The organism is Paenibacillus amylolyticus (genome assembly GCF_050990605.1).
Classification (GTDB): domain Bacteria; phylum Bacillota; class Bacilli; order Paenibacillales; family Paenibacillaceae; genus Paenibacillus; species Paenibacillus amylolyticus_H.
Genome location: NZ_CP158832.1, coordinates 5,899,881 through 5,918,237, shown reverse-complemented (window position 1 = coordinate 5,918,237; position 18,357 = coordinate 5,899,881). Strand labels below are relative to the sequence as shown.

The window sequence follows — 18,357 nt, the reverse complement described above, 5'->3', positions numbered from 1 at the left end:
GCCTAAAAGCTTTCTGTAAGAAAGCTACTCCGGAAGCATATGCTATCACCGGATTTATCCCTCTTCAAAGGAAATCAAAGAAATCTGGGGATAACAGCGATCGGAAAGTGGTACTGCAATCGGAGTTATAAAGTGTAATTCAGTTGTTCCGTTACGTGATCAGTTTCAGACCAACAGCTGCCACCAAAATCATCGCGATAAACAAGATGCGCTTCGCTTCTTTCCGTTCGCCGAAGAGGAACATGCCTGTTAACGTACTACCGACTGTCCCGATCCCGGTCCACACGGCATACGCTGTGCCCATGGGAATGGACGTCATGGCGTAGGACAACAACGAGAAGCTGAACACAAACGACACCAGCATCAGTACGATGTATGGCCATCCTTTCTTGGTGGAAGCACCATTAATACCGATTACGCCGAAAATTTCACATATCCCTGCACCTACAATCGCCATCCAAGCCATTATACTGCACCTCCTTTGGCTTCTTGCTGATCCGTAACCAGTTTCAGTCCGATTACGCCGCAGAGCAGCAGCCCGATGAGCAATACTTTGGCCAAGCGGAACGGCTCACCAAACAGGACCAATTCCGTAAGGACGGTACCCGCCGTACCAATTCCCGTAAAGACGGCATACACCGTACCCACAGGCAGTCTTTTGGAAGCGGCAATGATCAGTCCAAAGCTGATCACGATGGCAATCCCCGTCAAAGTCCACTCCAAGGCATTCGAGGCATGTTTCAGCCCGCTTACCCAGACAATCTCAATAATTCCACCGATAAATACATATAACCAGTTGCGATTCATGATGTTGAATCTCCTTCCGGCACAACGCTTTGTGCCTCTTCCTTCAAATGATGAATGCCATGCCAAAAGACAGGCCAGGATGCTTCCAATCGTCTCTTGTACCGACGTGAGCTTCCATAGATAATCTCCACGGTAATGCCGTCGAGCAACGTCATAAATGCAATGGCGGCTTGTTCTGCGGGAATGGTTGGGATATCTCCAATACGGATTGCCCTTTGCAGCAGACGATTCAGTGCACGTTCCATGCCATCGATAAAGGGATACACTTGATCCATCACTTCGCCATACAGAGAAAGGGGGGGGTAAAAACAATTGCGCAGCATCAAACGAGCCGAAGCATGGGCATAGTATTCTTGTTCGAACCAGATCAACAAGCCTTTCAGCCTCTGCTCCAATGGCAGATCCGCATGATCACGGAAATATTCCAGTGTGTGCCGTTTTACCTCATGAAATGCAAAGGCCAGTGTGTGTAAAAACAAGTCATCCTTGCAGCTGAAATGCGCATATATGGACGGTTTTTTAATCCCGACTTCATCAGCAATAGCTCTCAGAGAAGCTCCCTCATAGCCATCTCTCGCAAAATGGAACAGGGCTGCATCTCGAATGGATTGGGCAGTCATTCTATCACCTTCCTAACGGTCGTTAGGTAATTATATTTTCACACTTCACATCGGCTGTCAAGATGAAAATATCCGTCTGCACAATAGAGTACAGACGGATATGACAGGTGTGAATGTGGTTTCTGATCAAAAGGTTGTAAAACCGAGAATCAGTTGCAGCTTATATAGGATACCTTTCAAAAACGTTGTCTTCTCTTGGAACTCTTCCAGGTCTAGTGTGAACTCCGCATCATCATTATTCCAAATGCGCTCAAAATAATTCGCGATATCGCGCGTGAACTTATTGTCTGGAGGTGAAGCAACCCATAGATCATTCTCCAGATTGTAGTCATTCAAGTTTCTTGGTGTGAAGTTGGTTGAGCCACCGAGGACAATATGATCTCCGGTTGCTTTGGCAAGATAGATCATCTTGGTATGGTATTGCTCCTTGGTGGTGTTATACCAGCGGATCTGAATTTTACCGTCGGATTTATCATGCAATTCGGCGGCAACAGGACGGTTCGGGATGCCGATCTTTTCCTGACCAAAGGCATTTTCATTTGGATCCAGTACAAGCCGGATCTCGGTTCCTCGTTTTGCGGCTTCCAGCAGGGCTTCCACTACTTTTGGAGAGGCCACATAGAACATGCCCATCCATAAGGTGTCACCTTTGCCAGCCTGATTGATCTCATGGAGTACAGCGTCATTCACTTTGCCTTCAGTCAAATAGCGAATTCGTAGGTCTCCCGTGTTTGAATCTGTGGAAGGTGCTCTGTAGGTCGGAACCTGGCCTCCGCCTGAGATGTCGAGAACAGCTTGCTCTGACTGAAGAATATCGCCAATGATTGGGCCTGTTACTTCAAATGCAATGTTCGAGTGGTAGGCACTCGCATCATGAATATTGCCAGAAGAGACAATTGCCGTCTTCTCACTGACAACAACTTTGCGATGATTTGCCTTCACATTGAGCAGCTTGAGATAGGAACGCACAGTGACATCCGGACCATCCGTGGCCATCAGGTTTTTGATCCAGCCATCTCCGGACTGCCCGAACCATTGGAAAAAGGTCCGCCAGACCGCAGAGTATACCGGAGTTGAATCACGCAAAGGGTCCACGTCCGTGATGATCACATGAATGCCTGCTTGTGTGAATTGTTCCAGCAGCGGATTGGGTGCTGAGTTATAGTTGGTATTTACTTCATCTGTAATAAACCAGATGTCCATATCAGGATGTTGATTTTTTTTGGCAACCAGCGCTTCGGTGAATTCAGTACTCACGGGAGGAAAGTTCTGCCCCTTGTGCTGATAATTATTGAACAGGAACATATCCACCAGGACAAACTGCTCTGCTTCCTCCACAATTTGCATCATGCGTTGGAAGATCTGTTGTTCGTGCTCCATCTGTCCGTCGGAGGAAGGATAAGTGAGGTCATACAGGAACTCGACTTGATCCACACGATACTCCGGACTTTCGTATGAAATGCCCGTTGGTAAAGGTTTATAAGTCTGATAGAGCATGACTGCGATGAGCCATAGGACTAATAGGACCAGCCCTGTTCGTATGTATGGAAATTTGCCGCGTGAAGACTTGCGGTTGGATGTATGGCGGCGTAATGAGACCAACGGTGGACTCCCCCTTCTCTACTTGCTGACTTCTATTACCACACGGATGATCACGTTGACGCAGGATAACCCCATAGAATAACGAATGTAGCCGAATAGTACATATAGCATAATTGGCAGGATGTAATCGACAGGTGTCTGAGCGTTGTGTATAATGAGTGTATTATTTTTGTAGAATGTTAGGGTTTTCATATGCCTGACAAGGACGGGGAATCAGTGATATAACCTGTGAAATCTGGACATTTAGGAAAGAAAGTGGGTAATAAGGTGTATTCCATCAAACAAGTCGCAGCCATGCTCGATATCAGGGCGGTAACCATCCGGGCTTGGGAGAATCGGTATAATGCGGTCACCCCTGAGCGGACGGAATCGGGTTATCGAATGTATACCGAAGAGAATGTTGAGGATCTGCGCTGGTTGAAAGAACAGGTAGAGCTGCATCAGACCAATATTTCGGAAGCGGTACGGATGTTGAAAGAAAACAAATTAAACCCACCCGAGGTGGCTGCGCCTATTCCGATCATGGCTCCGGTGCCTTCAATGGAAGAAGCATACGAACGCATGGCAGATCAGATCTATGACTCGCTCTACAACTTTCAGGGTGAACGTGCCAATGGTTTGATTGATTTTGGTTTCACCATGTATGGGTACGACTCGATGTTCTATCATGTGCTGGTGCCCATACTGGTTCGGGTTGGAGATGCATGGGAGCAAGGCAGGGCTTCGGTGGCTCAGGAACACTTCATGACTCAGCTGATTTCACAGCGGTTTTATCAGTTTTTCCATCTGTTCCCGATCTATCCGCATCTGCCCAAAGTTCTGGCGTTGTGTCCGGAAGGGGAGCATCATCAGGTCGGGTTGCTGCTGTTCTCTCTTTTTATGCGTAAAAATGGAGCAGAAGTATTGTATCTCGGTGCGAACACGCCGGAAGAAGGCATTTTCCCGATTATCCGGGAGCAAAAGATTAAGTTGGTCTGTCTTTCGATCACAAGTCCGGGGCTGCTTGAACGGTGCGATCAACTTATAGAGCGGATTAAAAATGAATTTCCACATATTCGCTTCGTACTTGGTGGGAAGGGCTATGAGCGTGCAGAACATGCTCGTTACCCGCAATGGATTATGCCGGAGAGTTCTGCGGATTGGCAGTCGTGGATGGAGCGTGAGTATCTCTCCGAGCGACCACCGGGTGCAAGGTTCGGACAGGCCAATAATTAAACATAATCTTAAATCACAATGAATAAGCTAGTGTGTACAGGACATCCTTTGACGAAAGTGATCAAGGGATGTTTTTTGTGTTTATATATGGATTGGTAGAGTAATTTGACCCGTTGGTCATTTTTTGGTTTACAAGGTCGTATAATATTTGTATTATATTTGTATAATGTTTTTGCTGTTACCCGCTTGAAGTGTTCTCAGGCGGTTTAATAATAGGTTAGGGGCTAGAGAACTATAGGAATTCCCTACATAGAAAGGTGAGTGGCATGATACCGAATCAACAACGCAAACGTGCAGCTGTTATTGGCGCAGGTCCGGGTGGACTTGCAGCAGCGATGTTATTGTCCGGTCAGGGGTACGAGGTAGATGTGTATGAGAAACAGCCAGTCATCGGGGGGCGTTCTGCCAGATTGGAACTGGGTGAATATCGATTCGACCGGGGCGCTACATTTTTGATGATGCCTCAACTGATTGAAGAGATGTTCGACGTGGTAGGACGCAAGTTATCCGATTATGTGCATATGAAAGAGTTGACCCCGCTGTATGCCCTGAACTTTGGAGACAAGGTGTTCACGCCTTCTCGTAATCGGGAAGATACAGCTGCACAGATTAAGGAATTGTTTCCGGGCAATGAGGACAATTACCTTCGGTTCATGCAAGAAGAGGAAGTGAAGTTTGGCAAAGTCATGCCTTTGCTCCGTCGTCCTTTTGGCAAGCTGACTGACTATTTACGCAAGGATGCGGTAACAGCTCTACCCAAGCTTGATGTCCACAATACAGTCTATGGAATCTTGTCCCGCTATTTTACAGATGAGCGTCTACGCTGGGCATTTACATTCCAATCCAAATATCTTGGCATGTCTGCCTGGGATTGTCCGGGTACCTTTACCATATTATCGTTTATTGAGCATCACTACGGATTGTTCCACCCCATTGGCGGCGTGAATCGGATCTTCCAAGCCATGGCCGATGTCGTGGAAGAATACGGAGGACGAATACATACTTCCACCCCGGTGAAACAGGTCATCGTTCGCAATGGTCGTGCAGAAGGTGTGTTGCTTGAGAACGGTGAACGCATCGAAGCCGACCATGTGGTGGTGAACGCCGACTTTGCACATGCGGTGAATCATCTGTTCGAACCGGGCGTACTTAAGAAATATACCCCTGAGAAAATGAAACGCAAAAAGTATTCCTGCTCTACAGCAATGCTGTATCTGGGTGTGGATGGTGAGGTGGACCTGCCGCATCACTCGATCTATTTTCCCGAGGACTACCGGTTGAACGTTGATGAGATTACGAAGCATAAAATGTTATCAGCCGATCCATCTCTATATATTCATAACCCTTCCAGACTTGATTCGACGCTGGCACCGGAAGGGAAATCGGCTCTATATGTTCTCATGCCTACGCCTAACCTAACCGCAGACATTGATTGGGATGCAGAGCGGGAGAATGTGCAGGAGGCCATGATGAAACGCATGGAAGGCATTCCTGAACTGGCCGACATTCGTAGCCGAATTGAAGAATGTATGCTGTTCACTCCACTCGATTGGGAGACTGAACTGGATGTGTATCGCGGAGCAACGTTTAATATGGCACATAATCTGGGTCAGATGATGTACCTGCGTCCCCATAACGAGTTTGAAGAGTTGAAAAGTGTATGGCTGGTAGGCGGCGGAACACATCCGGGCAGCGGGTTGCCGACGATCTTCGAATCGGCACGGATCAGTGTGAGACTGATTCAGGAAGAGGACGCGCGCACACGCTCCAAACCTTCCTCGTATGTGAAGACGGCAGAAGCTGGAGGACATTCATGAAGCGGGCCGCTATTGTAGGCGCAGGGATTGGCGGACTTACTTCTGCACTGTTATTGAACCGTCAGGGATGGGATGTCACCGTGTATGAACGGGGTTCCCGCGTTGGCGGACGAATTGGGTATGAGCAGGAAGGGGAGTACCGGATCGATCAGGGGCCAACCATTGTGCTTCTGCCTGAGATGTTACTTGGTATATTGGAGGAAGCAGGCGTAGATCGTTCGAAGATTGAGTTGCTTCGCTGTGATCCGCTATACAGAGTGCACTACCACAGTGGTCGGGTCATGACCAAGATGACGTCACGTGAAGAGCAGACGGCGGAGATTGAACGTTTGTTCCCGGGAGAGAGCCGGGGATTCACACGATTCATGAAAGATATGGACACGTTGTTTCCGGCAGGCCGCGCAGCGTTTCTGGAAAGGGCTTTTCCGCGCAAAAGGGATTTCTTCACACCATCACTCATATCACTCATGGGCAGATTGCGTGCACACAAAAGTGTCCGGAAAGCGGTAGGCGATTATTTTCAGCATGAGGAATTGCTTGACGCGTACTCGTTACAAAGTCTATACATCGGTGGATCACCGTTCGGGACACCAGGCATCTATTCCCTGCTTCCCTATGCAGAGCATGAATATGGGATCTGGATGGTCAAAGGCGGATATGCAGCATTGCCGGCCATTTTGGAACAGGAACTGATAGCGCGTGGTGGACGGGTCGTGTTGAATGCGGAAGTTACCGGGCTCACGATTAAAAATGGTGTATGTGAAGGTATAGAAACGGCAGCAGGCGCAGAAAATGTGGATGCAGTTATCTACAATGGTGATTTCCCCCATCTGTCAGGTTTGCTTGGACAGTCACCAGAGGTAGCGCGCAAAAGAAAGCCGTATCGTCCCTCCTCCGGATGTGTATTGCTCTATGTGGGCGTAGACAAAACCTGGGAAGACGCAACGACGCACCAGTTCTTCCTGCCACCGAGTCTTGAAGGCAGTTTACAGGAAGTGTTTAATCAGCGAAGCATTCCGGCAAAGTCGTCATTTTACGTATTTAATCCGGTCGCATTGGATGAAACTGCAGCCCCTCAAGGGCAGAGTGTATTATATTTCCTCATTCCGGTGCCCGATGCTCAAGGTGTCGACTGGGACCAAGAGAGCGAAGCATTGGCAGAACGGGTACTGGAAGAAGCGGAGCAACGTGGATTCCCGGGACTTCGTGCAGCGATCAAGTGGAAAAAGGTGCGTACACCCGCTGACGCAGAGCGAGACGGACTCTATGGGGGCGGAAGCTTCGGAATTGCGCCAGTATTGTTCCAGTCCGGTGTCTATCGGCCACAACCCAAACCATTCCCCAATATACAGGGATTATATGCCGCAGGAGCATCTGTACATCCTGGAGGCGGAGTGCCAATTGTGATGCAGAGTGCACGTATGGCTGTCAATCAACTCATGAAGGAGATGGGAACATGAATGAAGCGATTTTGAGCAGGTGTGAAGAATTGATGCAAAAGGGTTCTTCCTCTTTTTATCAGGCTTTTAGAGGGCTGCCTAGTCCACGTCGGGAAGCGGTATATGTCATTTATGCTTTCTGCCGCATGATTGATGACAGTGTGGATGAACCGGAACAATCGGCTTATACGATTCACGAGATCCATGACTTATTTGATCGTCTGGATGAAGCGGAAGGACACTTTATCTGGCCAGCACTGAGATGGTTGTTCAGCAGTTTCCCTCATCTGGATAAGGGACCATTCTTCCGTCAGATGGAAGGTCAGCTCACGGATCTTAAAGTGACGCATTATGCAACGATGCAGGAACTGGAGCATTATTGTTATCTGGTAGCGGGCACTGTAGGCGAGATGTTGTTGCCTGTATTGCGGGATGACAACGGCGCGGAAGTAGCCGTAAACGGGATCGCGTTGGGTAAAGGGATGCAGATCGTTAATATTATTCGGGATGTTGGTGAAGATCGGGCCAGAGTGCGCCGGTATGTTCCGCTGGAAATCATGGAGAAGCATGGTTACTCCGAGCAAGATTTTGAAGACGGGGTCGTGGACGAACGTTTTATTGCCATTATTCATGAATTAAAAGCTGCAGCATTGAACTGGTTCCGTATTGGCATGGACCGTCTGGATACGTACCCAACGGAAAGTGCGTTTTCCATCGAGCTGGCGGCAGCCTTTTACTCCACCATTCTCCACGCGGTTGAACGCAACGACTATGACGTATATACCAAACGGGCATATGTTAGTGATGAATTGAAACTGGAGATGCTGGGTGCGATTATGAAACGTTACCCGATGCTGGCCTATCAAGCCTCCCGAACGGCGGTATCCTGATGATCCAGTGGCTCTACTGGGCGTGGTATGTCATTGGAGCAACCTTGATGCTGACAATCGGCGTGCCGGACGTGTTGTCCTTTTCCAATGGTTTATTCTTAATTTTCTATGCGTTGTATGTGCTGGATCTGATCTATCAGGGGCGTAATCGGACAGGTCTGTCCGACCAGTCAGTCATCTGGATGAAACCCGGACTCTGGATTTCTTCCGTAATTATCTGGCTGGGAGGCATGGGCGTGGAGTGGGTAGGGGTTCATACGCATTGGCCTTTTGGTGAGTATGCCTACTCTGACTTCTTCGGAATACATCTGTTCAGTGTACCAGTTACGCTAGGGTTTGCCTGGATCGCAGTGGTTGGTAACTCGGCACTGTTAAGTGGTGGTGGTTCAACCTGGACTGGCAAATTGCTTCGAGCAGTGAAGACCGGGTTCTGGGCGATTGTACTCGATCTGGTACTTGATCCTGTTGCACATGCGAGAGGATTCTGGGAGTGGCAGGCTCCAGGTGGATTCTACGGTGTTCCGTGGACCAATTACATAAGCTGGTTTATCATGGGTGCATTCCTGTCCCTCTTCCTTCCGGCCATGCCTAATGACCGTAGCTCATTACTGCGTGCAAAATGGCTGTATCAGCTGTTTATTCTCCTGTTCGGCCTGCTTGCCCTAAAGGAAGGGATTACGGGCAGCTTTATCATCGCCATTGCTGGTGTGCTTCTTGCCGAAGGGAGCTGGCTCTATGATTCGCGCCGTAAAATCAAAACCGTTTAATCGTATTTTTGCCTTATACAATCATTATTATCTGCTGCGTCGGCGCTTCCGCTCCTTCACGCTCACGGGTTCACTGGACCCGCAGGCGGACATCAGGGACAACTCCCCGATTGATCCGGCTCGTCCGGTGATCTACTTCATGAACCACAGCTCCTGGTGGGACGGTCTGCTGCTCTATCATGCGGCCAGGCAGACATCGCGGGGGGATCATTATGTGATGATGGAGGAGCAGCAGCTTCAGCAATATGCTTTTTTTCGTAAATTGGGTGCGTATTCGATCAATAAGGAGAGTGCGTCCGGTATTCGGACCTCTCTACAGTACACCAGTGAATTATTGGATTCAGGCAAAAGGGTATGGATTTTTCCGCAAGGAGAAATTCTGCATCAGGAGGCCAGACCGATTCGGTTCCGTCCAGGCATCGGGTTGTTGCTTCGACGTTCCCCAAATGCCATCGCCGTACCCGTAACCTTGTGCCATGGGATGGTCCAGCATGATCTGCCGGAAATATCGATGCAGGCAGGCCCGCCTGTGATAGAAGACTGGAAAGCGTTGAAGAGTGAAGAGATTGCCTCCAGACTCGGCCTTATGTTGGAAAAGCAGTTAGACGATCACAGATCAGCGCTTGTACGGATGGGGCAGGGAAGTTTGCCAGATGCGCTTCCGCTAATTCGTCATGTACGTTCAACAAGTGAAAAATACGATGCCACGCGAAAGCGGGTGAACCGTTAGGATGAATGCATCTGAAATATTCTGGATTGTGCTTACATGCATACTGGGCATACAGTTGCTGTTCGCTCTATGGAACGTCTCCTGTCTGCCCAAAGTACGTTCATCCCGACCAGACAGGATACAACCACCAGACCTGCTGGTCTCGGTACTGATTCCGGCCAGAAATGAAAGACTACATATCAAAGGATGTCTTGAAAGTGTACTCGCGAGTAATACAACGGGATTCCGGATGGAAGTGCTGGTGCTGGATGATCGCTCCGAAGATGAGACAGCAGCCATGGTACAAGCGATTGCGGATCGGGATGTGCGTGTGCGTCTATTGCATGGTGTTGATCTTCCCGAGGGCTGGATGGGGAAATCCCATGCGTGTCACAGGCTGGTTCAGGAAGCCGAGGGAGAATGGTATATGTTCGTGGATGCGGATGTGCGTCTGGAGCCAAGTGCCATTCGGCAGACTCTCGCGGCAGGATGTGAGCAGAGCGGGGGGCTGGTAACGGGTTTTCCTTATCAGGTAACAAAGACATGGATGGAGAAGCTTGTAGTGCCCATGATGGTCTTCACCATCATCAGTCATCTGCCCATTTTCATGATCCGCAGATCATCCAGTCCGATGTTTGTGGCCGCTACGGGGGCTTTTTTGCTGATTCATCGCTTCAGTTACGAGGCTTCCGGCGGTCATGCTGCCATTCAGGCACATCTGGTGGATGACATGAGTCTTGCCAAAGCGGTTAAACGTGCAGGTCATCCGGTGATGCTGACCGACGTGCATGACGTCACCAATACCCGCATGTATCAGAACGGGGCAGAAGTATGGAACGGATATAAAAAAAACATGTATGAAGGTATGGGGCGCAAAGACGTACTGCTGCTTGGCACGATGTTGATGTATACACTAATGTATATTGTGCCTCCGCTGGGCTTGATTATTGGACTCATGACGGGTAGTTTGGTGCCCATGCTGTATGGACTGATAGGAACATTACTAGGTATGGCTGTGAAAAGAGTAGCGGATCATGCTGGCGGACAACCCTGGTGGCTTGCATTTCTGCAACCGGTCAGCATGGCCTGTGTCATTGCCATTGGACTTGCTTCCTGGCAGGCAGGCCGTTCCGGCAAGGGGTATGTATGGAAAGGTAGGCGGTACAGTTGAGAGGTAACGTCATTATAATCGGTGCAGGATTCGGAGGTCTGTCGTGTGCGATAAGACTGGCTTCACAAGGGGTGCAGGTGACCATTCTGGAAAGGCAGCAACACGTAGGTGGCAAGCTGCAGCAGATTGAGCGGGACGGGTATCATTTTGACCGGGGACCAAGCACGATCACGATGCCATCCACCTTTCGTTCCGTCTTCGACCATGCGGGTGTAACAATGGAAGATTACGTACAGCTATATGAGTTAGAGCCGCGCACACGTAATGTATTTGCAGATGGCACAGTGGTAGATTTGTCAGGTGATCGCGGGTGGATGAAAGAGCAGATCGCGGCGTACAGTCCAGAGGATGCGGCTCGTTATGATGCATTTATGGATGAGTCTGCTGCACTGTATGCGGAAGCCAATCGTCATTTTCTCGGTAAGTTGCTGCTGTCTCCTTCTGACAAATACAATCTCCAAATGCTGCGCAGCCTGCTCCGTGTGCGGCCAACGGTGAAGCTGGATAAGCTGCTGCGTTCGTATTTCCAGCATCCGCATACGCTGGCTATGTTCGGACGGTACGCGACCTATGTGGGATCATCGCCGTATCAATCGCCTTCGATCTTTGCCATGATGGGGCATGTGGAAGCAGAGGTGGGCATCTACGGAGTTAAAGGTGGAACCTATCAACTGATCGAAGGCATGACTCGTCTGGCACAGGAAAAAGGCGTGCAGATCATTACCTGCATAGAGGTCCGGCAGATTGTTGTTCGGAATGGCAAAGTGGCTGGCGTCGATACGGATCAAGGCTTCCGCGAAGCTGATCAGGTGGTTGCCAATGGCGATGTGCTTAGCGTGAATCGACTGCTGCTCGCACCGGAACATCGGAAAGAGATGAGCGATGCCCGCATACGGAAGTATGAGCCATCCATTTCGGGATTTGTGACGCTGGCGGGTGTGCGAAGACAATATGATGCACTGCTGCACCATACGGTGTTTTTCCCGGAACGTTATGAACCGGAGTTTGACCATATTTTCCTTGATCGCAAAATGCCCGACGACCCCACGATCTACATCTGTTATTCCGGTTATTCGGAAGCAGGCATGGCTCCGGCGGGAGCCAGCAATCTGTTCATTCTGGTTAATGCCCCCTACTTGTCGGATTCATGGAATTGGGAGCAGCAGACGGAACGATACGGTGCATTTGTACTGGAACAATTGGCAGCGCGGGGAATTACCGGGTTGAACCAATCGGATGTGCTGATCCGATACACGCCGCGAGATATCGAACGGGATACATTGGCGCATCAAGGATCGATCTACGGTATCTCGTCCAATTCCGTGAAACAGACCTTCATGCGACCGGGCAACCGAAGCAGAGATGTACAAGGACTTTGGTATGTTGGCGGAACAACGCATCCAGGCGGCGGCACACCGATTGTGACGTTGTCCGGGCAGCTTGTTGGTGAGCGACTGGCATCGGAAATTTTGAGATAAGTAGGCATAAGATCGTGGTGCTCCGAGATTTAAGTGAGACATTATGTGTCGGGGCATCCTTTCCATAGCTGGTTTGGAACGTTATACTGGATAGAGTTGAGCTGTAATGCTTATTTACTAAATGTTGTGTCTTTTATACAAAAGACTTATATACATAAAAGCTAGGAACAGGCAGGTTATCCTGTCGATCCGCACGATTCTCACATAGGAGGTCTCATCATGAATGAACAAGAGCGAGCCGGCGAACGGCTGCTTCCCGAAGTGGCTACGGGAGAACGGAAGCTGGAGCACGTGCGCCTCTGTCTTGAGGAGAATGTGGCAGGAGAAGGGGTAACCAGCGGCATGGAGCGGTATGCGTTTCGTCATCACCCACTGCCGGAACTGGATTTTGAAGAGGTGCATCTGGAGACTTCGTTTATTGGCAAAAAAGTGCGCACACCCTTACTCATCAGTTCGATGACGGGTGGAAGCAAAACAACGGGCGCCATCAATGAGCGCCTCGCACGAGTAGCAAACGCCAGAGGCTGGGCGCTCGGCGTAGGTTCGATCCGGGCTGCCGTGGAACAGCCGGAACTGGCGAGTACCTTCGATGTACGGCGCTGGGCACCGGACATCCCGGTCATTGCCAACCTGGGCGCGGTGCAGCTGAACTATGGTTTCACAACAGCTGATTTCCAGCGTGCGGTAGATATTGCGGGTGCGGACATGCTCGTACTTCATCTGAACACGTTGCAGGAAGTCTTTCAGCCGGAAGGCAATACCAACTTCAGCGGCTTATATCAACGGATTGAGAACTTGTGTCGTGAGCTAGATGTACCTGTTGGCGTAAAAGAAGTAGGTTTTGGCATCGATGGCGTAACGGCTCAACGCCTATATGAAGCGGGTGTCGCGTTCATTGATGTAGCCGGAGCAGGGGGCACAAGCTGGGTACAGGTGGAGAAGTACCGCAACAATAACCCGGTACGCCGGGCGGCTGCGGAAGCTTTTGCCGACTGGGGCATTCCCACAGCGGAGTGTATTCAGGAAGTACGAGCGCTGAATCCTACTGGTGCCCTGATCGGCAGCGGTGGACTGTACACTGGCGTGGATGCGGCCAAAGCCCTCGCGCTTGGCGCGGACCTGGCTGGTTTTGGCCGATCTCTGCTCGAATCCGCAGTCGCTTCCGATGATGCGCTGAATGAGCGCCTGGAACAGGTGGAATTCGAGTTGCGTACCGTGATGTTTGGCATTGGCGCAGGTAGGATTGAGGATCTGAAGCAGACATCACGTCTGGTGGAACGGCGGTAGAGTGAGGGTGGAAATGCAGGTGCGAACCCCAAGCTCACATGATTTCCTTGGGGGATTCGCACCTCGAATTTTGTCGAAAACATCGTTTTCGTGACCTTTTGGCAACACATGTGTTCGTTGAAGGATGTTTTTTATCACAAACTTTTCTGTAATTTGGTATAATGATTGAGAATACGTGATAATGTTTGAATTTGATGACTTTATTACGTATTTTTTCGCAGTCGCACTCCGTGGAGTGCGTGGATTGAAGTCATGCCGAACGGGATTTCAAACGCCAGACCAGTGCGTGGATTGAAATTCCTCGTTTCAACTCTGTTTGTGTCATCTATATTTGGTTCTGTATATGGGGTGCCAAATATAATCAAATCCTTACAAAGTCTTGTCTATCTCATGCTTTAGCATGGATAAGTACGTAAGACTTTTTTTGTTTTAATACAATTTAGAAGTTATGAGAATACAAAAAATCCGTCCAAAGAAAAATGAGGCCACTGAAGAACTTTACTTTTTCAAGTAGTGGATAACGTTTAGCCAAAAAAGAAGACATTTACACCCAAGTATTGGGAGTGATGTCTTCTTTTTTTGGCATTATTCGCTTGTGTTCTCTGTTCTCCTTACTCTGCTAACTTCAATATTCGTTTTAAATTTACAGCAAATATGGCCATTGCACCTTGTAATTGCATGCCAAGTAAACCCGAGGATGTGGCTATATCATACCCGTGTCTATGCTTAAGTTCACTGTTCTTCGCTTCAATTTTGTAACGCTCTTTGGATTTCTTATTGAAATATTCTGTTTCTTGAAATGCCATTTGTTTGGAATGTTCTTCCGATTTTATCGAAACGGAATATGTCTTGCTTTTCGCACCTTCTTTGTAGCAACCTCCCTTCAGTGCACAACGCACACATCGCTCTACATCAAAATAATAAGTATCTGTTTGGTTTTTACCGATACTTTTCTTGCCTTGCCGAGCCTTGTGGACGGCCATATGCCCAGTTGGACACACATACAACCCTGCATCCTTGTTAAACAGAAACTCATCTTCCTTTTTACGGTTTCCTTGCGTAATCAGTGGCTTCAATTTCGCTACAAGTGCAATTTCATTTTTGTGGGTGTATACAATATTATCCCTCTCGGAATAAGCTGCGTCTCCAATGACGGTCTTCACCTGCATGCCAGCCGCTTTGATTTATTTGATTAATTCCTGTAATTGTTTTTCATCATTCTTCTCTCCTGTTGTGATAACGGCCGCTGTAATGATCCGCTCCTCAGTCATGGCCAGGTGTGTTTTGTATCCAAAGAAAGCAGAGTCTGCGCTCTTGTGTCCCACTCGTGCGTCGGGGTCTGCTGCCAGGCGAAGTTGCTCGACGTCATCTGAGATCGTTTCTTTCAGCAGGTTCAGAGGCTCTAGAATTTTCGGTACTTGTGCGATCCCAGATTCGGTTTCAACGAAAGTGACAAGCTTCTGGCAATACTCTATTTCATCTTCGAGCTTTTTGCTTGTTGGTTTTGGCTGATTCATCCAAGGTATATATCGCTTTGCGCAACTTCCGCGCACGGTCTTGTAGAATGTCTTGCGGTGACTTCTGGTTGTAGCGCGCTTTTGTATGCGTAGCATCGACGATAATGGCAGGGCTCTTCACAATACTCTGCTCGATCGCAAGCGTCACCGTTTTACCAATGAGCATATCTTTCAATCGCAATTTCCGGAATTTGGTCAGAGAGCTGGAGTCAATAACAGAATCTTCCGGTGCCATACCGAGAAAATATTTAAACGACATGTCATACTTCGAGCGTTCAACGATGTCTACGTCAGACAGTTCAAAGATCGCTTTGAGCAGTAAATATTTAAACATGCGAATAGGATCAATGGCGTTACGTCCATTGTCCAAACAATATTTCGCTTCGAGTTCTTCATAAATGAAAGTAAAGTCCACGAGCTCTGATTTGACGGAGCATATTGTCCTTCGGAACGACGATGTCATACAGTACCGCATAAGGACTCAGGACTAAAGTTTGTTGTTGTCGAATCACCTGCTCTCACCTACTTTTCATGATAACTCAATTTTTCTTGAAAAACTGTACCTTTTTCTAAATTAGAACTTTTTCAGTGGCCTCAAGAAAAATGGATGGATTTTTTATGTTTCTCTTTAAAAGTGAGAAAGCGTTACGCTCCGTTGACAATGTTTAGCACAGTTTGTTTTTTTACCCATCATCATCCGGTATGTACGCTAACACATCTGAAAGAGTAAAGTCATTTCCTATCATTTCCTGCAGATTGTTCAAAAAACTAAATACAGGAATCAGACAGATGATTGGGGTGACCTAGCCGAATGCAAAAGCGGAATCCGCTTTTTGTCAGTATTTTTTTACTTTGCAGTTAATGAAGCAGGGGCGGAGGTTAATTCGATATCTTTCCATTGACCGTCAATTTGTGCCCTAAACTTTGCACGAACTACCAAAGTATATGTCCCAGGAGTTTTTAACTCTAGTACATTTTGTGGCGAAGGTACATACTCACTACCATCATAACTATAACTGCCCCCCGATTTGATGGATGTGCTGATTCCAATACCATTTACTATCGAATTTTCTGTTCCAAGATCTATAGCCTTCTCTTTTTCATCAAAAAGAGTATAGGTAAACATATTTACTCCATGCTCCAATTGAATCGTATCTGTACCTTTATTCCGTAAGAAGGCCTCTACATTAAACGGTTCATTAATTTTGACCTCAGTTGGTGCATCTACATCCAGAAGGAAAAGCGGCTTATTATTCGCTTCGTTAAATGAACAGCCTGAAATAACGAATAGGAGCAAAGGGGCGATCAACTTCAGCATACCCGCAGTTTTCATCTTTAACAGCCTCCGATCGATTAGTTGATATATATTTGACGCTATATTCAGTAAGGATGTTGCAATACGATCGCGCAGATCTTCAATTGTTTTATTCATTACTAACCAGCTGACGGTCAGAGCGGAAAGTATATAAAACACATTTTATACCATTTTTTGTATTTTATGGAACATTTTGCTTGGAAGCAACGTTATTAAAAGTATACCTGGAAAAAAGTTGAGGTATGTGTTGTACCCCTGCTGCATATCCAGGAAATTTTTTGTTGAAAAGGAGTTGGTTTAAGAATGAAAAGAAAGCTGATCTCAATTGCTACAACGTTTACCATGTCAATAATGCTTTTATCTTCTTCAGCTTTTGCAAATGGTCCTGAACTTGGGGGGGGGCCGAATCCTGCTTCAAATCATTTTGAAATACCCATTGATGCCGGACCTGCTCCAGTTAATACAGTAGCGGTAGCTCAGGATTCCGAGGGTAAGGAGTTTTCCCTGGCACAGAATGATCGTGTCCAATTGCAGGAATACATTGCTGCTAACTTTAAAGATGCTTATGCTGGAGCGTATACCGAAGAAGATGGAACCAATGTAATACTTCTAACTAGCGAAAGCAAAGCTAAAAGCCTTGCGGGTAATAACCTCGAAACAGTGCTGAAGAGTAAAAGCAAAAAGACAGATAAACTGAAATTCAAATATGTAAAGTACAGCGAAAATGAACTTTACGAGGGAAAGGAAAAAATATTTAAAAATGCGGAATCTTTAGACCTTGAAGCCGTGGGAATCGATACCACACAGAATAAAGTCAATGTTTACATTACGCAAGAGAATTTAGATAGCAAAAAGGACGAGATTGTAAGCAACTATTTAAATGAAGATATGATTAATTGGATAGTTGGCGATGTTGAAATTAAAGACAATGCTTATGATTTATTCCCAGGTGAACGTATTGAAAGATACGTTGATGGAAATTCCTGGGGAGTGTGTAGTCTTGGTTTTAATGGAAGAGCGAGTGGAAATGATGTTGGTGTGACTGCAGGACACTGTTCAAACGGCACATACTATGATTTGTCAGATGGATCAGCTTCTATTGGTACAATGTCAAATGCAAATAATAGCTCAAGTTCGAGCTATGATGCTGGTTTTGTGAAATATGTATCAGGAGTGAAGCCAAGTGTATTCCTTAACGGAAGTACAATGACCGTTGGTACTACTGATTATTCCGGGGCGTATAGACAAGTCGGTGATTACGTTAAAATTCATGCTACTTCTAAAGGTGGTACGGGTACTTCCCTTTTGAAAGTAATAGATTCTGATCTAAGTATTCCTGGAAACCCAATGCATTTAGTGAGAACTGAGTACGGTGGGCTAATCGGTGGTGATAGTGGAGGCTTGGTGTATTCCATCGCAAACAATGGAGTAAAAAGTTATGCTCGCGTAGAAGGGATTTATAAAGGGAATTATCTTTATAATGGTACAAAGACAGGAGAAGTTTTTTCGAAATATAGTTATGTCTATGATGGTTTAGGAATGTCAGGGGTTTATACGGATAACAGTTATTAAGCAACGAATTACAGAGTATAGTCATTGAGTGTTTGGTATAACCATAGATCGTAATCAGAAGCTTAGTATTAACTAAGCTTCTTTTTTTGTGCGCCATGCATGGCGATTAACTAGGCGGAGAAAGTCCGCTGTGGGGGTTTGTAGTTACAAA

15 protein-coding genes and 1 pseudogene are annotated in these 18,357 nt (G+C 47.4%); 10 read left to right on the top strand and 6 right to left on the bottom strand.

The features are described 5' to 3' along the window. Positions 1–151: 151 nt before the first annotated feature. From ABTV53_RS26020 to ABTV53_RS26005, 4 genes are all read right to left on the bottom strand, one after another. Positions 152–466: a DMT family transporter gene (locus tag ABTV53_RS26020; protein ID WP_017691901.1), complete on the bottom strand. Its 315-nt coding sequence runs from the start codon at positions 464–466 to the stop codon at positions 152–154. Further along, positions 466–807: a DMT family transporter gene (locus ABTV53_RS26015; protein ID WP_433747950.1), complete on the bottom strand. Its 342-nt coding sequence runs from the start codon at positions 805–807 to the stop codon at positions 466–468. Before ABTV53_RS26015 ends, ABTV53_RS26020 begins: the two co-directional genes overlap by 1 nt. Beyond that, positions 804–1,427 (bottom strand): TetR/AcrR family transcriptional regulator, encoded by a 624-nt coding sequence (locus ABTV53_RS26010; RefSeq protein WP_433747947.1) that lies wholly within the window; start codon positions 1,425–1,427, stop codon positions 804–806. Before ABTV53_RS26010 ends, ABTV53_RS26015 begins: the two co-directional genes overlap by 4 nt. 126 nt (positions 1,428–1,553) lie before the next feature. After that, entirely contained in the window at positions 1,554–3,029 is a 1,476-nt protein-coding gene (locus ABTV53_RS26005; RefSeq protein ID WP_433747945.1) for a phospholipase D family protein, read from the bottom strand. 267 nt (positions 3,030–3,296) lie between these two features. On the opposite strand from ABTV53_RS26005, the gene ABTV53_RS26000 reads away from it, so the two are divergent. From ABTV53_RS26000 to fni, 9 genes are all read left to right on the top strand, one after another. Beyond that, entirely contained in the window at positions 3,297–4,244 is a 948-nt protein-coding gene (locus ABTV53_RS26000; RefSeq protein WP_433747942.1) for a MerR family transcriptional regulator, read from the top strand. 266 nt (positions 4,245–4,510) lie between these two features. Further along, entirely contained in the window at positions 4,511–6,061 is a 1,551-nt protein-coding gene (locus ABTV53_RS25995; RefSeq protein ID WP_433747939.1) for a phytoene desaturase family protein, read from the top strand. Then, entirely contained in the window at positions 6,058–7,521 is a 1,464-nt protein-coding gene (locus ABTV53_RS25990; RefSeq protein ID WP_433747937.1) for a phytoene desaturase family protein, read from the top strand. The genes ABTV53_RS25995 and ABTV53_RS25990 overlap by 4 nt, the downstream gene beginning before the upstream one ends. Further along, the gene (locus ABTV53_RS25985; protein ID WP_421894201.1) at positions 7,518–8,390 is read left to right on the top strand and encodes a phytoene/squalene synthase family protein; all 873 of its coding nucleotides are present in this window, start codon (positions 7,518–7,520) and stop codon (positions 8,388–8,390) included. Before ABTV53_RS25990 ends, ABTV53_RS25985 begins: the two co-directional genes overlap by 4 nt. After that, complete coding sequence (locus tag ABTV53_RS25980) at positions 8,390–9,157, top strand: carotenoid biosynthesis protein (protein ID WP_433747934.1); 768 nt, start codon at positions 8,390–8,392, stop codon at positions 9,155–9,157. Before ABTV53_RS25985 ends, ABTV53_RS25980 begins: the two co-directional genes overlap by 1 nt. After that, positions 9,126–9,887 (top strand): lysophospholipid acyltransferase family protein, encoded by a 762-nt coding sequence (locus ABTV53_RS25975; RefSeq protein WP_433747931.1) that lies wholly within the window; start codon positions 9,126–9,128, stop codon positions 9,885–9,887. Before ABTV53_RS25980 ends, ABTV53_RS25975 begins: the two co-directional genes overlap by 32 nt. Before the next feature lies 1 nt (position 9,888). Next, entirely contained in the window at positions 9,889–11,037 is a 1,149-nt protein-coding gene (locus tag ABTV53_RS25970) for a glycosyltransferase (protein ID WP_433747928.1), read from the top strand. Further along, the gene (locus tag ABTV53_RS25965) at positions 11,034–12,515 is read left to right on the top strand and encodes a phytoene desaturase family protein (RefSeq protein WP_433747925.1); all 1,482 of its coding nucleotides are present in this window, start codon (positions 11,034–11,036) and stop codon (positions 12,513–12,515) included. The genes ABTV53_RS25970 and ABTV53_RS25965 overlap by 4 nt, the downstream gene beginning before the upstream one ends. A 219-nt stretch (positions 12,516–12,734) precedes the next feature. Continuing rightward, positions 12,735–13,802, top strand: coding sequence for a type 2 isopentenyl-diphosphate Delta-isomerase (fni, locus tag ABTV53_RS25960; protein ID WP_433747922.1), 1,068 nt, complete (start codon positions 12,735–12,737; stop codon positions 13,800–13,802). A gap of 611 nt (positions 13,803–14,413) precedes the next feature. On the opposite strand, the pseudogene ABTV53_RS25955 reads toward fni, so the two are convergent. Both ABTV53_RS25955 and ABTV53_RS25950 read right to left on the bottom strand, forming a co-directional pair. Further along, positions 14,414–15,831, bottom strand: a pseudogene (locus ABTV53_RS25955) (IS1182 family transposase). Between the two features lie 335 nt (positions 15,832–16,166). Further along, positions 16,167–16,652 (bottom strand): hypothetical protein, encoded by a 486-nt coding sequence (locus ABTV53_RS25950; protein WP_133386110.1) that lies wholly within the window; start codon positions 16,650–16,652, stop codon positions 16,167–16,169. Between the two features lie 285 nt (positions 16,653–16,937). Between ABTV53_RS25950 and ABTV53_RS25945 the strand changes: the two genes are divergently transcribed. After that, entirely contained in the window at positions 16,938–18,206 is a 1,269-nt protein-coding gene (locus ABTV53_RS25945) for a hypothetical protein (protein WP_339179951.1), read from the top strand. Positions 18,207–18,357 lie beyond the last annotated feature (151 nt).